The sequence below is a fragment of the Holdemania sp. Marseille-P2844 genome, from assembly GCF_900120005.1.
Classification (GTDB): Bacteria; Bacillota_I; Bacilli_A; order Erysipelotrichales; family Erysipelotrichaceae; genus Holdemania.
Genome location: NZ_LT635451.1, coordinates 615,029 through 631,318 on the forward strand (window position 1 = coordinate 615,029; position 16,290 = coordinate 631,318).

The 16,290-nt window shown below is 50.4% G+C and carries 16 protein-coding genes; 1 reads left to right on the forward strand and 15 read right to left on the reverse strand.

What is annotated here, in order from left to right:
• The first annotated feature begins 20 nt into the window (after positions 1-20).
• Positions 21-1,307, forward strand: a complete 1,287-nt coding sequence (locus tag BQ7364_RS09580) for an adenylosuccinate synthase (RefSeq protein WP_072684490.1) — start codon at positions 21-23, stop codon at positions 1,305-1,307.
• A 143-nt stretch (positions 1,308-1,450) separates the two neighbouring features.
• Here BQ7364_RS09580 and BQ7364_RS09585 read toward each other — a convergent pair whose 3' ends face one another.
• From BQ7364_RS09585 to BQ7364_RS18365, 15 genes are all read right to left on the reverse strand, one after another.
• Entirely contained in the window at positions 1,451-2,329 is an 879-nt protein-coding gene (locus BQ7364_RS09585) for an AraC family transcriptional regulator (RefSeq protein ID WP_072684491.1), read from the reverse strand.
• A 75-nt stretch (positions 2,330-2,404) separates the two neighbouring features.
• Positions 2,405-3,088 carry a hypothetical protein gene (locus BQ7364_RS09590; RefSeq protein ID WP_072684492.1) on the reverse strand — a complete coding sequence of 228 codons (684 nt, stop codon included), beginning with the start codon at positions 3,086-3,088 and terminating at the stop codon, positions 2,405-2,407.
• Positions 3,089-3,187: 99 nt separating this feature from the next.
• Positions 3,188-3,787 carry a hypothetical protein gene (locus BQ7364_RS09595; protein ID WP_072684493.1) on the reverse strand — a complete coding sequence of 200 codons (600 nt, stop codon included), beginning with the start codon at positions 3,785-3,787 and terminating at the stop codon, positions 3,188-3,190.
• 141 nt (positions 3,788-3,928) lie between these two features.
• On the reverse strand, positions 3,929-4,864 hold the full coding sequence (locus BQ7364_RS09600; RefSeq protein ID WP_234973171.1) for an SPL family radical SAM protein: 936 nt from the start codon (positions 4,862-4,864) through the stop codon (positions 3,929-3,931).
• 55 nt (positions 4,865-4,919) lie between these two features.
• The gene (locus BQ7364_RS09605; protein ID WP_072684494.1) at positions 4,920-5,891 is read right to left on the reverse strand and encodes a helix-turn-helix transcriptional regulator; all 972 of its coding nucleotides are present in this window, start codon (positions 5,889-5,891) and stop codon (positions 4,920-4,922) included.
• Positions 5,892-5,998: 107 nt separating this feature from the next.
• Positions 5,999-6,871 (reverse strand): hypothetical protein, encoded by an 873-nt coding sequence (locus tag BQ7364_RS09610; RefSeq protein WP_072684495.1) that lies wholly within the window; start codon positions 6,869-6,871, stop codon positions 5,999-6,001.
• The gene (locus BQ7364_RS09615; RefSeq protein WP_083538521.1) at positions 6,871-8,301 is read right to left on the reverse strand and encodes a glycosyltransferase family 2 protein; all 1,431 of its coding nucleotides are present in this window, start codon (positions 8,299-8,301) and stop codon (positions 6,871-6,873) included. Before BQ7364_RS09615 ends, BQ7364_RS09610 begins: the two co-directional genes overlap by 1 nt.
• Positions 8,298-9,410, reverse strand: coding sequence for a HEAT repeat domain-containing protein (locus tag BQ7364_RS09620; RefSeq protein WP_072684496.1), 1,113 nt, complete (start codon positions 9,408-9,410; stop codon positions 8,298-8,300). The genes BQ7364_RS09615 and BQ7364_RS09620 overlap by 4 nt, the downstream gene beginning before the upstream one ends.
• Before the next feature lie 12 nt (positions 9,411-9,422).
• Entirely contained in the window at positions 9,423-10,523 is a 1,101-nt protein-coding gene (locus BQ7364_RS18170) for a hypothetical protein (protein WP_200798789.1), read from the reverse strand.
• A complete protein-coding gene (locus tag BQ7364_RS18175; RefSeq protein WP_200798790.1) occupies positions 10,432-11,559 on the reverse strand; it encodes a hypothetical protein in 1,128 nt (375 codons plus the stop codon). The genes BQ7364_RS18170 and BQ7364_RS18175 overlap by 92 nt, the downstream gene beginning before the upstream one ends.
• 15 nt (positions 11,560-11,574) lie before the next feature.
• On the reverse strand, positions 11,575-13,065 hold the full coding sequence (locus BQ7364_RS09630; protein WP_072684497.1) for a CotH kinase family protein: 1,491 nt from the start codon (positions 13,063-13,065) through the stop codon (positions 11,575-11,577).
• Between the two features lie 14 nt (positions 13,066-13,079).
• On the reverse strand, positions 13,080-13,757 hold the full coding sequence (locus BQ7364_RS09635; protein ID WP_072684498.1) for a DUF4956 domain-containing protein: 678 nt from the start codon (positions 13,755-13,757) through the stop codon (positions 13,080-13,082).
• 25 nt (positions 13,758-13,782) lie between these two features.
• The gene (locus BQ7364_RS09640; RefSeq protein ID WP_083538522.1) at positions 13,783-14,478 is read right to left on the reverse strand and encodes a polyphosphate polymerase domain-containing protein; all 696 of its coding nucleotides are present in this window, start codon (positions 14,476-14,478) and stop codon (positions 13,783-13,785) included.
• A 268-nt stretch (positions 14,479-14,746) separates the two neighbouring features.
• On the reverse strand, positions 14,747-15,829 hold the full coding sequence (locus tag BQ7364_RS09645; RefSeq protein ID WP_072684500.1) for a glycosyltransferase family 2 protein: 1,083 nt from the start codon (positions 15,827-15,829) through the stop codon (positions 14,747-14,749).
• 102 nt (positions 15,830-15,931) lie between these two features.
• Positions 15,932-16,273 carry a hypothetical protein gene (locus BQ7364_RS18365; RefSeq protein ID WP_229056866.1) on the reverse strand — a complete coding sequence of 114 codons (342 nt, stop codon included), beginning with the start codon at positions 16,271-16,273 and terminating at the stop codon, positions 15,932-15,934.
• Between the last annotated feature and the right edge of the window lie 17 nt (positions 16,274-16,290).

Genomic DNA, 16,290 nt, shown 5'->3' on the forward strand with positions numbered 1-16,290 from the left:
AGAAAGGTTGGAATACAATTATGGCTGGATATGTCGTCGTCGGATCCCAATGGGGTGATGAAGGAAAAGGAAAAATCGTTGACGTTTTGGGAGATAAAATGGACATGGTCGTCCGCTTCCAGGGCGGCAACAATGCCGGACACACCGTGGTCGTCGAAGGCGAGAAAACGGTTCTGCACTTACTGCCCTCGGGCGTTCTGCATCAGGACGCGCTGTGCGTCATCGGCCCGGGCGTCGTTGTCGATCCGTTTGTACTGCTGAAAGAGATCGACGAACTGGAGTCCCGCGGCGTAAACACGGAGCACGTGAAGATCAGCGGCCGCGCGCATCTGATCATGCCGTATCACGTCAAGCTGGACGAGCTGCAGGAAACGCGGCTGGCCGGCAACAAAATCGGCACGACCAAGCGCGGCATCGGTCCTTGCTACGCGGACAAATACACCCGCATCGGCTTACGTGCCTGCGATCTCGTTGATTTCGATAACTTCAAATCCAAGCTGGCTACGACCCTTTCGATCAAAAACGAACAGATCGTCAAGCTGTACGAGGAAGAACCGTTTGATTACGACGCGCTGGTTGAACAGTTCCGGGAAGTTCGGGAACGCCTGCTTCCGCGGATCATCGACGCGGTCACCACGGTCAACGACGCTTTGGATCAGAACCAGAATGTTCTGTTTGAAGGCGCTCAGGCGAACATGCTCGATATCAACTACGGTACCTACCCGTATGTCACTTCCTCCAGCCCGACAGCCGCGGGTGTTTGTGAAGGCGCCGGCGTCAGCCCGTTCAAGCTGGATCATGTCATCGGTGTTGTCAAAGCGTACTCGACCCGCGTAGGCGAAGGCCCGTTTGTCACCGAGCTGCTCGATGAAGTCGGCGAAGAACTGCGTCAGGCCGGCAACGAATACGGCGCGACAACGGGGCGTCCGCGCCGCTGCGGCTGGCTCGATCTGTGCGTCGTCAAACAGGCGGCCCGGATCAATGGATTAACGGATCTCGTTATCACAAAAATTGACGTGCTGTCCCAATTTAAAACGCTGCCAGTCTGTGTCGGCTATGAGCTGGATGGCAAGGTTACCACTTCCATTCCGGCATCGCTGGAAGAATACGCAAAAGCCAAACCGGTCTACCGCATGATGGATGGCTGGGAAGAAGATATCACCGGCATCCGCCAGTTTGAAGAACTGCCGGAGAACTGCCGCAAGTATCTCGCCCTGATCGAAGAAATCACCGGTACCCGGATCTCGCTGGTTTCCGTCGGACCGGATCGTGAAAATAACATCATTATCCACGATCTGACAAAATAACAAAATTCGATACAACAAATAAGCTCAGTCCGCATCAAGCAGGCTGAGCCTTTTTTATTCTGTTTCCGACCTTCGCTTATTCCCGATGCCGTTTGTTTTTGTTGACCGTCCTTTCCTTACTCCTGTTGAGAAACTATTGGCGGTTAAAGAATTGGAATTCCTATCTGGATATCGCTTAGTCCTTGATCGTTGGTAGATTCGCCATATCGGACAAGATCATACCGCGCATTTTCATTCAGCTGACACGAAGCTGAGGGAAACCATTGATTATAGATCAACTCGATTACCGGCTCCAGAGAATCCTGGCATCGGCCTTGATATTCAAATACCACGTAGCGGCTGGCCGGCAGCGTTAGCCGGCGCATGCCCTTGGGGACAGACTGAGCTTGATCAGCCAGAAGTTCCACCTGAGCCCCAGCCCAATAGGTAAACATCGGCCCCTTTTGGGAATTTGAGAACTCCGTATAATCATGAACGCCGATCAGGAAATCCGGATCGCAGCGTCCGGGGATTGAAGATTTATTTTGATGCAGTTTCCGCCAGGTCCGACCGATCACCCCAAATCCATGCCGGAGTTCGGCACAGTAACCGACAAGCGCTATCGCGCCTTCATCCCGAATTTGAATTTTGAAATTGCGCAGCGCATCCGGTTGACTATTCTGCAATTCCAATCGGGGCTGCAGCGGCAGGTACAGCTTTCTGCGCCAATACGTTTTTGGGCTGCAGTGATAAACCGCCTGAAACTGGCGGGAAAATGAACGCTGCGTCTGATAACCCGAATCCAATGCGATCCTCAGGATCGGATCAGCAGTAAACACAAGCCGCCGCGCCGCTTCACTCATCCGCCGGCGCTGAATATAACGATGCACCGGCACGCCGGTCAATGCGGTAAACAACCGGTGCCAGTGATATTTGGAATAGCCGACGGCAGCGGTCACCGCGTTGAGATCCAGGGTTTCATCCTGCAGATGCGCCTCAATGTAATCGACAGCACGGCTAATTTGTTCTCGATTGTCATTCATGCTTTCGCCTCCTGGTTCAAGCATACCCGAATCTGATTTCAGTTTTATCACCATTCTTGCGGCATTGGGAAATTGTCACGATTTTCCTGACTCTCCCTCGAAGCTCTGTGTTTTATCCCCCTGGCTTTCTTCTCCCTCCTCTTCACGGTTTAAGCGTTCGGAAGGCATCGGAATATAACGCTTGAGGAAAGCTTCCAGAATCAGCGCCACGATCAGCAGCAGACCCCAGTCGAGCAGCGGCAGCGAAGGAAATTCAAACTTCAGATTGATTGACGAGAAGGCCAGCGCGTCAATTTCCGTAATTGGAAAGAACTGGATCGCCGCCGCCTGAATCAACGGTTCGATCAGCCGCACAGCGCAGAAACCGGCCAACAGCCGATTCCCCCGACAGCATTGTTTAACGAGGTCCGGCGATCGATCTCCGCGGACTGCCAACCCCAGCAGTTGTCGGTAACAAAAACCGAAACCCAATAACAAAGCCATTTCCAAGACGCTCATTAGGCCGATAACAACCAAATTTACCACGAACAGCCGGGAATGGCTTAACCCAAACTGCTGCATCGTAAACAACAGGCCGGCGATCATAACGACGTTAACGGCGATCACCGCAGCCATTCCCCAGCTCAATAACCGTGCCAAGAGCAGCATTCGTCCGCGGCTATCTTTACGATAATAAATCACAGCCAGCACAATCACCAGGCCTGCCAATAAAACCTGCATCCCCAAACCAGCCCGAAACCAGACCATAGCCTCTTGCATCCTTGATTTCCTCCTTTATTCATCCCACAAATCCAGCCGCAGCAGATAAGCATAATTTTCAAATGACCGCGGCGTCAGCTCTGCAAACCCCAGCTTCAGCTAGACCGCAGGTTTTTCCAGAATCATCCGGATCAGGAAATGATACGCATCATCCGCCGGAGCCTCCATTTCCACAATGTAATAACCAAATAGGGTCTTCCGGCTCCAATATTGCGCCAAAGGCAGCTGCACGCGCTGGCAGTTGCTCCACATACTCGTCGTATCCAGCTGAGAATTGCCTGGATAAGTGGTATTCAGAGGATCCAGTGAATAGGCTGAGGCGTTTTTAGTCTGATAAAAATGCTTCTGTTCCACCAGCTGCATCGCGTAAGTTGGAGAAGGCTTCTTTTTTGCGCTGTCCTCATCAAACAGATACAACCTCCGGCTGACAGCAGCTACCGCATCCTGCTGAACATAGTTAACGAAAAGCGTCAGTTTCCCCTGCGGATTTTTAAACAGCCGGGCAATCGCGAAATGATCTTTTGTGCGATCTGAACCGCTGGTCAGATAGTGGAGCTGGTGTTCTTTAACATACTGATTTTGTTCTTCCGTCAAATTCATCGGATTAACTGAAACTGTTTCTCCTTTTGTACGGCTTTGACTTACGCTGCATGTCAGCAGCACGCCCAGAATGATCAGTACTGCAAATCCGCGTTTCATCGTTTCATCCCCTTTTTTAATTATTTCCCCTGCGCTGCCAGAAAAGCCCCAGCGCTATGCTTATTTCTATTATAAAAGAAGCGGGGCTGAAAAACCAACACCGCGTCAAGAATGTCATGAATTTGTAAGAGATGAGGATCGTCAGAATAATGAAATCTGCTGCGGCCCACGGCTGAAGCGATAAGCCTCAATGATCGCTTTCATCTGGGTTAAAAGTCCCAGCTGCCGGCATTCCGTTTCGATCATCGCCTTCAGCTCAACCGGTTTGCGGCAGGCACAGCTGTATCGGTTGCCATAACGACGAACATACTTTTCTTTTAATCCCGGAAACTGTTCGTCCAGGCATTGATAGTAATACTCCCGCTGGCGATCCCGCATCGTCATGCCATAGCTGCAGTAAACAAACTGTGCCCCAGCTTCCTTCGCGCGGATCAAAATCTGACGGATGTTTTCCCGATCGTCCGTGATTCCCGGCAAAACCGGCATTAACAGAACACCGGTAAACAACCCCGCCTTCGACAGCTTTGCCATCGCTTCAAATCGCCGGGTACTCGACGGAGCATGAGGTTCAATTTTTCTTGCCAGCGCATCGTCCGCCGCCGTGATCGTAAACTTGCACAACACTGGCGAATGCTGATGAATCCGGCATAACAGGTCGATATCTCTTACCGCCAGAATTCCCTTGGTCGCAAACCCGACGCCGAAGCCATACCGATCCAGTAAGGCTAACGATCCACGCGTCACTTCCAGCTGTTTTTCAAAGGGATTGTACGGATCGGTCATCGCGCCGTTCATGACGACGCCGGTGCGTCGTTTGCTTTTTAATTCTTTTTCTAGCAGCATCAGCACGTCTTTTTTCACCATCACCGTGTCAAACTGGTCATTGCCATAGCATTCGCTGCGCGAATCACAGTAAATGCAGCCATGGCAACAACCACGATATAAATTCATATTGTAATCTCCGCCAAACCACCATTGGGCGTTTTTCATCGGGGTTAACAGCGTCCTGGCGCTGATTTCAGGTACAATGCTCATCGACTGCTCCCTGCTTTCTGCTTGTTTATCTTGCTTTTCCACCCTTTTGCCTCCATCCTTTATCCATCAAATTACCACAATGACGGGTTTGGATTTTTTATTGATCCGCTGTTATTTTACCAGGGATTACCTGACAACAGGATGTCAGGTTCTGCGTATTTGTTTCTCTGTTATTGTATAGCTCAGCCAAAACATTGATCCGCTGCCGCATTTTCTCCCGCAGGTCGGCAGGCGCCAGCACCTCAGTGCAATCGGCCATCGACAACAGATAACTCAGCAGCCATTCACCATCGGGGCAGGTAAACTGGACCGTCGTCATTTCCGGCGTCTGCTTCAATTCTATCTGCTGAAAATCATCCATCAGCCGCGCGATCCCCTGCGGCTGGACCTTCATCGTAATCGTCACGCATCTCTCGCTGACCGGCAGCGGCATCAGGATCTTTTCCGGCAGCGGGCGCGGCTCAAAGCTCTCGTCCAGTTCCGTCACTTCGCGCATCCGCACGATTTTAAAAAAGCGTTCTTCTTCCCGCAGCGCGCACCAGCCATAACAATACCACGCCTGCGCTTTAAACACCAGCCGCAGCGGTTCAACGATACGATGCGTCGCCTCCCGGTTCAGTCCGTAATAATCAAATTGGATACGTTTGCGGTTTAAAATCGCATGGCGCAGAAGACTGAATAAATCCGGCTGCTCAGCCGTCTTGGACCACAGTGAAAAATCCGCTTCGATCCAGGCCTGCCGCGGTTGTCCCAGCAAGGCAGATACTTTTTGCAAGACCTGTGTTTCTTCCTGCACGCCGGTGGACCGCAAACCTTCCAGCAACGCCGTCAGCTCCTGCTTTTCCGCTTCTGAGAAAACGGTCTTATTCAAGACAAACGTATCCCACAGTTCGATCCCGCCGTCCTTTCCCCTGCGGGCATAAATCGGAATTCCCGCCCGGGAGAGAAAATCAAGATCCCGATAGATCGTCCGTACGGACACCTCGAAACGGTCCGCCAGTTCCTGAGCCGTGATTTTCCTGCGTTCTAAAAGCAGGTAAACAATTTCAAAGCATCGGTTCATCTGCATTATCGAATCCTCGCTTTCCTGCAAATCTGAAGTCTCTGTTCTGATTATAACAGAACCAGACTTGCGCGCAAACAGAAAAACAATGCCGTCTGGGCATTGTGATTGAATTACTGACGTTGTAAAAAAGCCTGAACTTCTTCAAGGTAATGATAGCCTGGATAAATCTTTCCCTGAGGAAATTGTTCCTGCAGTCCGGCCCAGGCTTGACGAAGCTCATCCAGCGACGCATCATGATAGGTGTTGTTGGATTCCAGACCATGCTTACCCGGAGCGATAAATTCATAAATGGCAATCAACGTTTTGTGGCTGTGTTGGGTATATTCCACTTCCCTGGCCAGCTGGCCGGCTTCGTCATGGCGGTTGTAATTCATGATTGCCGCCTGGTCGCAGGCCTCGCTGATCAACTGTTCAAGCGGTTCGGCATAGTCTTGATCATACCAGTATGGCAGGCAGATCACAACCTCCAGATTCAGCGCCTTCGCCTGCTTGTAATAAATCACCATCTGATCGGCATAGTCCTGCAATAAAGTCAGCCGGTCTTCCGTGTCCCATTGCGGCAGAAGATAGGGCTCAATATCCAGCACCACGCCGCGCAGCCGCTGAGATGCGGAACTTGTTTCATTGTAATCAGCGACTAAGGTAAGCCGTGACAACACCTCCTCTGCCTGTTCGTGCAGTGCCCATGTGGCATCCCCCATCAATGCGTAACAGTCGATCCCCTGGGTGTGCAGCTGGCTGACAAAGCGCTGGACTTCGGTTTTCTCACGCAGCATTTCCAACGGAAATTCCTGAAACAGCTGAGTCAGCGGAAGCTGCTCGTTAACCGTCAGCACCGCCTCGATTCCTTCTGCACTCACAGCCGTGCGGTTCCAGGAGAATAAGCTGCCGGCCTTGGGGCGAGTATGCGATGATTGCAGTCCCAAGGCCGCCAGAGTAAGCGCCAGTCCTGCAACTAACAATATTCCTGTTTTCCGTTTCATTATTTTTCGCTGCCTTCCTTGACGGTGACGGCCGGATTATTCGCAGTCCGGGTAATTGCTTCCCAATGATTCTTTCGCTTGCGGTAGCTGAATAAGGCCAGCATCCGCACAGTTGACAAATACAGGCGTAAGAAAATGATTTCAAACAAGCATAAGCCGATCGCTTTGATCACGTCCAAAAGCGAAATTGTTAAATTTTGCGTATGAATCCGACTGAAAAATGCCACCAGCGTCAAGACGCCGCTGAAGCAGGCGTAGACGAGATAAAAATAAACGACAAAGGGATAATTGATCAGATTGGTGACCCATGCCAAAGCGATCGTCAACAAACCGAACAGCTCGATATAAGGTGAAAACAATTCGTAAAGCAGATAGTAGAAATAGGAAATCAAGCTGACAAAACCATATTTGACATTCAGGAACAGCCGGCGATATTTTGTCAGGCTCTGGAACAGACCAATATGCCAGCGGCGGCGCTGCTTCGTCAGATCGAGCAGGGTCGAAGGCGCCTGGCTCCAGCAGATCGCATCCGGCGCATAGCGAATTGCGTAGGGAATATCATGTGCCCGGCAGAACACATGCAGCTTGGTCACCAATTCCATATCCTCCCCCATCGTATTCCGGTCATAGCCGCCGACCGTGATGACCAGATCTTTCTTAAATAAACCAAACGCACCGGAGATGATCAAATTTCCGTTGTATTGATCCATCAGGATCCGGGAAGTCAGAAATGACCGGTCATACTCCAGAATTTGCATGCATATCAGCGGATTGGACGGCAGGTGATAATGTTTTACCTTGCCATTTTCCAGCGTTACGCCGTTGGAAATACGCACCAGTCCGCCGACGGCGATCACCTCGTCGCTTTCCAGCAACGGCCGCACCGCATATTCCAGGGAATCTCGCTGAAGCATCGAATCGGCGTCCATACAGACAAAATACGGGAAACGGGAGGCGTTGATGCCCATGTTCAGCGCATCAGCCTTGCCGCCGTTTTCCTTGACGATCAGAGTCACGCGAATGCCGTGGATTTCCCGTTCGTAGATTGCTTTCTGTTTCTTGCAAGGCACCTGACGACGGATTGGGCGTTGGGTTTCGATTAAATTAAAGGCTTCAATCAGCCGCTGGCTTGTCTGGTCGGTCGACCCGTCGTCAACGACTAAAACTTCATATAACTTATAATCCAGCTGCAGCAGGGAACACACCGTATCGACGACTGTGACTTCCTCGTTGTGCGCCGGAACGATTACGGATACCGGCACATAATAATCGTGCTTCAGCTCGTTTTTCATTTTTTCTAGATAGCGGTTGCGGTAAAGCACGCTGGCGCCAACGACTACGGAGATAAACAGGAAGGTGCTGTAGCCGATCAGATAGAACACGAAGAAGAATTCGACGTTCGCAAGAAAATCTTTAATCAGATCCATCATCCGGCAGTGCCCTCCCTTCCTTCATTTTCTTTCAGCTTGTATTCGAGAATCTCACGCGCATACCGATCCGGGCCCGTCAGGATATCCTGCATCTGCGCTAACGGCACATGCAGATTCAGCAGGGCCTGAGCGCTGTTATACCGGACATGCCAGAAACGTGAATGCAGCCCCTGCTTTAAACATTCGATCGTCTGTGAGCCGGGATAGCTGTCCAGCGCCGAGGCGGCCAGAGCTGCGTATTCCCAACTCCGGCTTTCATCCTGCAGCAATTCCAGGAGCAGCGGATACGCCTGGGGATCCGGCCAGCGGCGCAGATAACGCAGTACGGCGAAATGAATTTCCGGATCTTGACGCGGATCGTTCAGCCGGGCGAACAAGAGCTCGGCAAATTGCGGACCGACCATTCGAAAATAATTGATCAGCGCGCATTGATAGACCGGCGTCAGCTCATCCATGCGCTGCCAAAGCTGCTGAGCAAGCGCGTTCTGGTCGCCTGGAAACCGCAGCAGATCATCGCTGATCAACTTCTGGCTGTGCTGGATTTCATTGCGCGAAAGCAAAAGTACAGCCTGCGTTACCGATTGCGGATTGCCCGAAGCCACCAATGCCTGAAAGGCATTCTCCCGGCAATACACTGAATTGTGCAGCAGAATTTGTAAAACCAGCCGCGTCAGCTCGTCTTCAAAGCCGGCGTTAAGCAAACGAAACTGTCCGATCACATATACCACATAAGCTTGCGTTACCAGGTCTTTGCGGGTTAACTGAAACGCGACTTGGACAAAACAATCGCGATATTGTTTTAAATACGCGTAAAGTTCCTCCGGCTGATGGACTTGCAGCTCGGCGGCTGCTTGTTGATAGGCGATCAGCTCGACCAGATAACGCAGCTTCCGGTTCAACAGCCGGCGATGCTGTTCCTTTTTGTCCCGGGAACAATCCTGACAGGCCAGCTGTTGTTCAATGCGTGTCAGCCATTGCCGGCGGCGCTTTTCAATGAATCGCTCCCGCACATGATTCTTGCCGATCGCGAATAAATTGAAGAGCAATATGCTGAAGCAGATGACCATATAAACAAAGACCAGCGCTTCTGCCCGAATATGAATTCTCATGGTATCCGCTCCTTACTTCGGCGCCCAGACCTGCTGCATCCGCCAGTATGCTTCTTTTAATCGTTCGTGACAGGTCACCTTGCGGCCCCATCCTTTTAACGGGATTCTGCCCATTGCAACTTCTCCCTGATATTTTGTCGTCGCACCGATCTGGATTGAGGAAATCGTCAGATTTTCGACGCCGTATTTTTCGTAGTAATCATCGTGAATCTGCATTTCGCTCGGATTGGAAAAATTCAACAGCTCCCACGGAAGCCGCAGTTCCACCGCGTGTTCCGCAAAGCAATAATCTGTCAGGGAATTAAAATCCGCAGCTTCCGGATTGCCGTTGCCGCGCTTCAAAATTCCCGTTGGATCGGTTGCCGGCATTTCCCGGACCTTGCTTAAGCCAAGTTGATAGCGGGATACATCCTGCAGAATAAGTTGGATCGGCTTAAAAACCGGACTGTCCTTAGCCGGCGGGTCCAGAAACGGATCTTCCCCATAAACCAGGGATCCAGAAACAGCGTTGAGGACTTCATAGCGTTCCTGAACCTGAATCTCGGCCTGATCTCCCCGGATCATCAGATAAAAATCAACCGGCTGATCAAAGTTCAGCGCTGTGCCAAGCACAGTGGAACTGCCGGATTTCGGCGTAATATCCAATCCCAGCGATAACCGGTCTGCGACGGGGTTATAATTTTCACCTTCGATCATCAGATACAAATACTTTTCATCATATTGCGCGTACAGCCGCAGCGCATCTGCTTCCAAAACAGGCTCCATGTCCTGCCATTCTTCCAGATCGCCATCCGGATAACTGACGCTGCGCTCCTTCCCCGGATCAAACGCCAACAGGCCGAAAAACTGTTCGTTCGTCTGAACATCGCTCCAGAATGGCGTTTTTGTCAGATCGACATGCGCCATGGTGTTCCAGGTCCGCTTGAACCATTCATCCTGCCAGCTGAATACAATCGAGCCGGCACAGCCGGAAGCCATGATATCTTCATAGCATGAAACCAGAGCTTCCGCCTGTTCTGTTTCATTCAGTCCGCCCTGACTGCGGCCCCGGCTTTCTTTTTTTGCCTGCCCCCGCGAGCTGGGAACGCCGAACTCGGCAATGACCACCGGCATCGTATGATAAGTCCGCCAGCTGTTTTAAATAAGCATAATAAGAATTTTGTTCACCCCTTTGGTCCGTGATATCCATGGCGTCGCCGATTTCATAGCGGTTCATCACGCCCAGGTAATCCGGAAAGTAGGGATAGACATGATAGGAAGCGAATTGTCCGGCCTGAAAGGCAGGCTGGACCGCAATGTGTTCGACGTTGACCGAAGCAAATTTCTCAAACATTTTCTTCATCAGATCCGGATAGTCAAAGGGATCGGTCGTCGGCCAGTTGGAAAACGCGATCATCTTCTGACAATGGAAGCGCTGATCCTCATAGCGGGCCAGCGTATCGCCGACCTGCGCCAGCATTGCTTCAAACGCGTTTGCTTCAGGCGTTGTGCTGAAATATTCTCCATGATAAGCCATATCCGGATACCGCTGGTTTGTAAACGCCACGGTTGTAGGCTCCCATTCCACCCCGAGGATATAGCCGATCACCCAGGGCGAAACATCATGATGATAAGAACCGGAACCCGTGCCATATCCCAGAGAGAACATCTGCCTGCCATGCAGGATATTGATCAAAGTTCGGGCATCTTCTAAAAAGGTTCCTAAAAAAGCCTGATCATAAGCATCCCGGTGAGAAAATTGCACATAATCATTGACCCACAGTCCGTGAATCAGATATAACGGTTCTTCCCGCCCCTGATTGTATTCATAGAACGCGTTGTAGAAATCGGAATTCAGGATTGTATAAACCCGGATCGTATTGGCGCCCATCTGCTGAATTAAATCAAACCAGCGCAGATAGGTTTCCTTATCTACCTTGTAATCCGTTGCAAAATAACCGGGAATTCCCGCACCCAGGTCAACGCCGCGAATCTCAAATGGCTCATATCCTTCCGATTCCCGGATTAAAATCTGCCGCCCCGCCGTCTTCGCTATAATCTCAGCCGGCCGCTCTGAGGTTTGCCAGTTCAACCCGTAACGGTAATCGAACCATTGGAAAGCCAGAAACAGACAAAGCAGGACGCTGACGGTAATAATAAACTTTTTCATCGGACAGCCTCCTTTTTAATGGTTGTATTTTTTATTGACGGATTCATGCGCATAATGACGCAGACTGTCGATATGTTCGTCCAGCCATGTTCCTCTTGCGATTAAATAAGCTTTCATATGCGCGACAGCTTCTTCGTAGTCATGTGGATTCCGTAACAACGGACGCAGATAATTGCGGTCGATCTCATTCAGAATCGCGCCTGCCTGATCGCCGGTCTGCCAATTTTGATCCGCTTCCAACTGATGCGGACGGTCAAACGTATAACCCCAGACTTCAAAATTTCGATCAATCGCCGGGCCCAGATATTGCTGCGTTTCGTCGATGAACGTCAATAACGATTCTTCACTTAACACCGACTGCCGCAGCAGTTTATACCGCTGAATCACACGCTCAATAAAATCCTCATCCTTGCACAGCATAAAAAACCAGGTCTTATCCGGCATGGAAAAACCGTCGACAGGCAATTCGATATCCTGATAATTATCCAGCATGTTGTTGAAATCCCAGACGCAGATTCCTACCTTGCCGCCCAGACTGCGATACAAATACGTCGAATAACTGCCGGCGTCGATATTGCGGAAAAATTCGTTGATGATGAAATAATCGACAAATGAATCTACGTCCAATAATTGCCGATAGCCAAATTCCCGGGAATCGTAATCAAACGAATACAACGCTTTTTCGACTTCCCCGAGATCCCGCTCAATATAAGCTCTCAACGGTTCTGTCAGTTTTCCGATACCGGGATATTTCACGTCCATCGCCTGGCTGATGTCCAGAATATAGGTATAATCAGTAAACACGTCAAGCTGCTTCGGATCCGCATTTTCACGGTCCAGCCGCACGATATACCCTGTTTTCTGCAATTTTTCATTGATTTCTGTCACATTAATCCGATCTTTCGAGCGGCTGATTTGTTCCATCAAGAGATAGACGCCCTGATACTCATCGTCAACGAACAACTCGCAATAACGGACGTTAGGCGCATAGTCCATAATCTGTCCGGCAATGTTCATCGCAATATAATTGCGCATCAGCGTCTTGTCCAGAAACGGACCGTTCAGCACCCATTCCTGGTCCGCCGCCATGCCTAAGAGCGAACGTTTCTTCTTTTTGCTATCGTCGTTCATGGTGACGATGGAATAAGACTTTTTATCAAAATGCAAACTGGAATTGCCGCGGTAACGAATCGCTGCCAGGGTTGACAACGTCGGCTCGTCGCTCAGCCGGTTACCGTCGCTTCCATCCCAGACTGTCAGTTCCGCCAGAATCCGTTCATGACTGTGATCTTCCCCTGGAACCGCCTGCGCCCGCGTGCTTAACTTCAGTATTGGCAAATGCGTACAAAACTCCGTGGATGCGGTTCCTTCGCACACCTGGGAGGAAGCCGCAGACTGGCGGTGCTGTATAATTCGGACCTTATTTTCCGGCGTCAGCGTCTGCACCGTTAAGGCAACCGCGACGATCAGAAAACACAATCCCAGCAGGAATAATTTCCGCTTCATCGCTGAGGCCTCGGCTAACTGCTGATATCGTCATCCTGAGCGACGACGTTCACATATTCAATGTGTTCAACCTGATACAGAGCGTCAGTCACACTGATCTCTTTTTTCAACGATTGCCGGTAACTGCTGCGCGGCAGTTCATAGATCAATTCCAGCGTATCCGGTGTTGTGTTTTTAACCCGCAGAATTGCTTTCTGATTAAAGTAGTTAAAAACCACGCCTTCGATCTGCCGTTCTGTTGAACGCGCACCGCGGATGATCAAAAGCATCCGGTTGTCATTTTTAATCCGGCCCAGCGCTAAAAGCACGATGAAAACAATCGCGCTGCCGATCGCACTGGTTACATAATCGCCCACGCCGCAGCCCAATCCTGCGACAATCGTCCAGAAAATGTAGACCGTATCGCGGCTGTCCTTGATCGCAGTTCTGAAACGCACGATTGACAATGCACCGACCATCCCTAACGACAACGCGATGTTGTTGCCAATGATCGCCATGACGGTCGCCGTCAGGATTGTCAGCGTTACTAACGAAACGTTGAATTTTTTACTGTAAATCGTTCCTGTGTGCGACAGCCAGTAGGACAGATAGATCACCAGGCCGATCAGCGCGCTCATCGCAATATGTAGAAACAACGCAAACAGACTGATCTGATCCACCTGTGAAATCAGGTCGTACAAAAACTGATTCATAAACTCTCCCCTTTTCTTTTGTTGACTAAAAAACGACGGAATGGCTGATTCGCCGGGCCAGCGCATACTTGCTGACGGCCAGTTCGCTGCGATCGCAGACCTGGATCACCCGTTGAATATAGGAGGGAAGAAAGTGATTAAATTTCACCTCCAGCACCGCCTGCGCCATCGGAAAAACCGGAACCAGGCTCAGCTTTGGATCAAACAGATGGAAACATCCTTCCGTTGCCCGAATCTGATGGTCAAAAGTAATCCGGATATTGTTCTCCGAACCAATCAACGCCAGCCGCTGATATTCAACGATCGTCTTCGGCCGATAAAGCTGAACCCGGATCATTCCATAGCACTCCGCGGCAAAAGGATCGGAACATGCCAACAACGCTTCCGGATACCCCTGGATCAAAGCTTCGGCCTGGCTTCGCGTCAGCTTCATCGAGCGTTTGCGTTGGTAAGCGCCTTCCTTCTGCTTGATTTCCAGCAATGCAAAATCTCCTTGAGGATCGTAAACACGTAAGCGCAGCTTCCGCCGCCGTTCCACGCCATCCTCTTTTTCCTGAAAATCACGGTCGTTAAGCGTGTCAAAATACAGCGAACGCACCCGGTAGCCTTCTGTCCCGTTATGCGGATCGGGTTTGATCATCGCGCTGAACTGATGCTGCAGTTGGATCCGCTGACTCTGCGTGATCAGATATTTTTTCTCCTGCCGGATAACTTCTGCCATTGATTCGCCCCTCCTGTCATCCTTATATTTAAAACAGCCAAGGTTTATTATAGTCATTTACGCGTTCAATTTCTACTCTCTTTTCTTAATCTTCCGAACAATTTCGGTAACTTTTACTTACCTTGCGCAGATATAGCGCAGACTTTCACAAGTTGAAAGCTGTGGAATAATAAAACGACTGCACCGAAGAGATTTTTTGTGTTTCGCAAGAAAAACCTCCGTTCACAAAAGAACCGAGGTTGATCTAAAATTGATTTCCCGCTGACTTTCAGGATTGGCCCATTCCCCGCTTATGATTCAGGTAGGCGCGATTATGCAGATAAGAAGCGTCGGCTGGCTTCAGGGCGCCCGCCTTCTCGTTAGCCTGCCAGGCTTCATCCCATTTCTGCATCTGATCATAGCAGCAGCACAGCCAGATCCAGGGAATATAGCCATAGCAGTCGAGATTCACAAAACCACCCCGATCCAAGGGCAAAGGTAGTGTTGTTGCCAGCTTGTACCAGAAAACAGCACATTCCCAATTTTTTTCCAGATAGAAATAACGTCCCAGTCCGCAGCAGATTTCTCCGCGCGGAGGTGCATAACGCAGGGCCTGGATCAGACTTGAAAATTCTTTTTGCCTTTGCTTTAAGGCGTGCCAGCAGCGGGCCATGCTCAAACAGGCGTCAATCTTATTTTCTGACCAGCCGGCAGGATCGTTCAGGAACATTTCGTATTCTGCCAAAGCTTCTTCATAGCGCTGATGATCAGCCAGTTCCCGCGCGTAATAGTACCGCTGGCGGATATCCAACGTGCCCGCCTGTTTTAATTTTTCCAAAATCCGCAGATTACGCTGCGGATCTGCACAATGCACCTTATGATGTTCGATGGCGATATCACTGACATAACGACGAGGAACAAAGGGGATTGTTTCATGCACCGCGCCTTGCCAACGCAGATGTGCACCGCGCCGGATCAGGCGTTCCCGAGGAAAGCTGAACGTGGGCCGGCCTTCGCTGTCAAAGGCTGTCCGATACTGCATGACGACCATATCGCAGCGCTCGTCTAGCGTTTGTTTCAGCGCAAGCAGTTTTTCAAGCTGATCCGCAGGCACGATGTCATCCGCATCCAGCCAGAGAATAAAATCCTGACTGGCCTGATCAAAGGAATAATTCCGGGCTGCCGCAAAATCATCTATCCAGGGAAAATCATAAATTTCTGCCTGATGACGAGCGGCAATCGCACGGGTTTGATCGGTCGAGCCTGTATCCACAATAATCATTTCATCCACGGCTTTTGCAACGCTGCTTAAACAGCGATCCAAAACGTCTTCTTCATTTTTAACGATCATACACAAACTGATTGTAATCATACCTGATCTCCTTTTCTATCCTCACTCTCCTACCCCATGTCATTCGCAGCGCGTTGTGGTTCAACATGAACGCAACGGACAAGGGGTGTCGGCCTTTGTGCGTCAGCTTTGAGTTCTGCGTAATTTTACAATGGTCATTGTCAGCGTGCATTCCGTGACGGTTTGGGCAGCGTTGAACGTCAGCGTAAATGAAGTTGAGGCCGGGACGTCGATGATCATGGATACCGCGCCGAAAGCACTGGATCGTTCGAGGGCCGTCATAAAATAAATACCGAATTCAATGTGTGCCGCATTGTTATAAAACGGAGTTACCTGGATAAAAGTCGGCGCCATCGTCAACGCTGAAACTTGATAATCAATTTTATAAAAACCGGCGGCCAGCGTCACCCGTGTCGGTTCGCTCAACGTAATGTTGCCGGTCGGATCCGCGATCGACTGACTCATTGGAATCAGCGCACCGT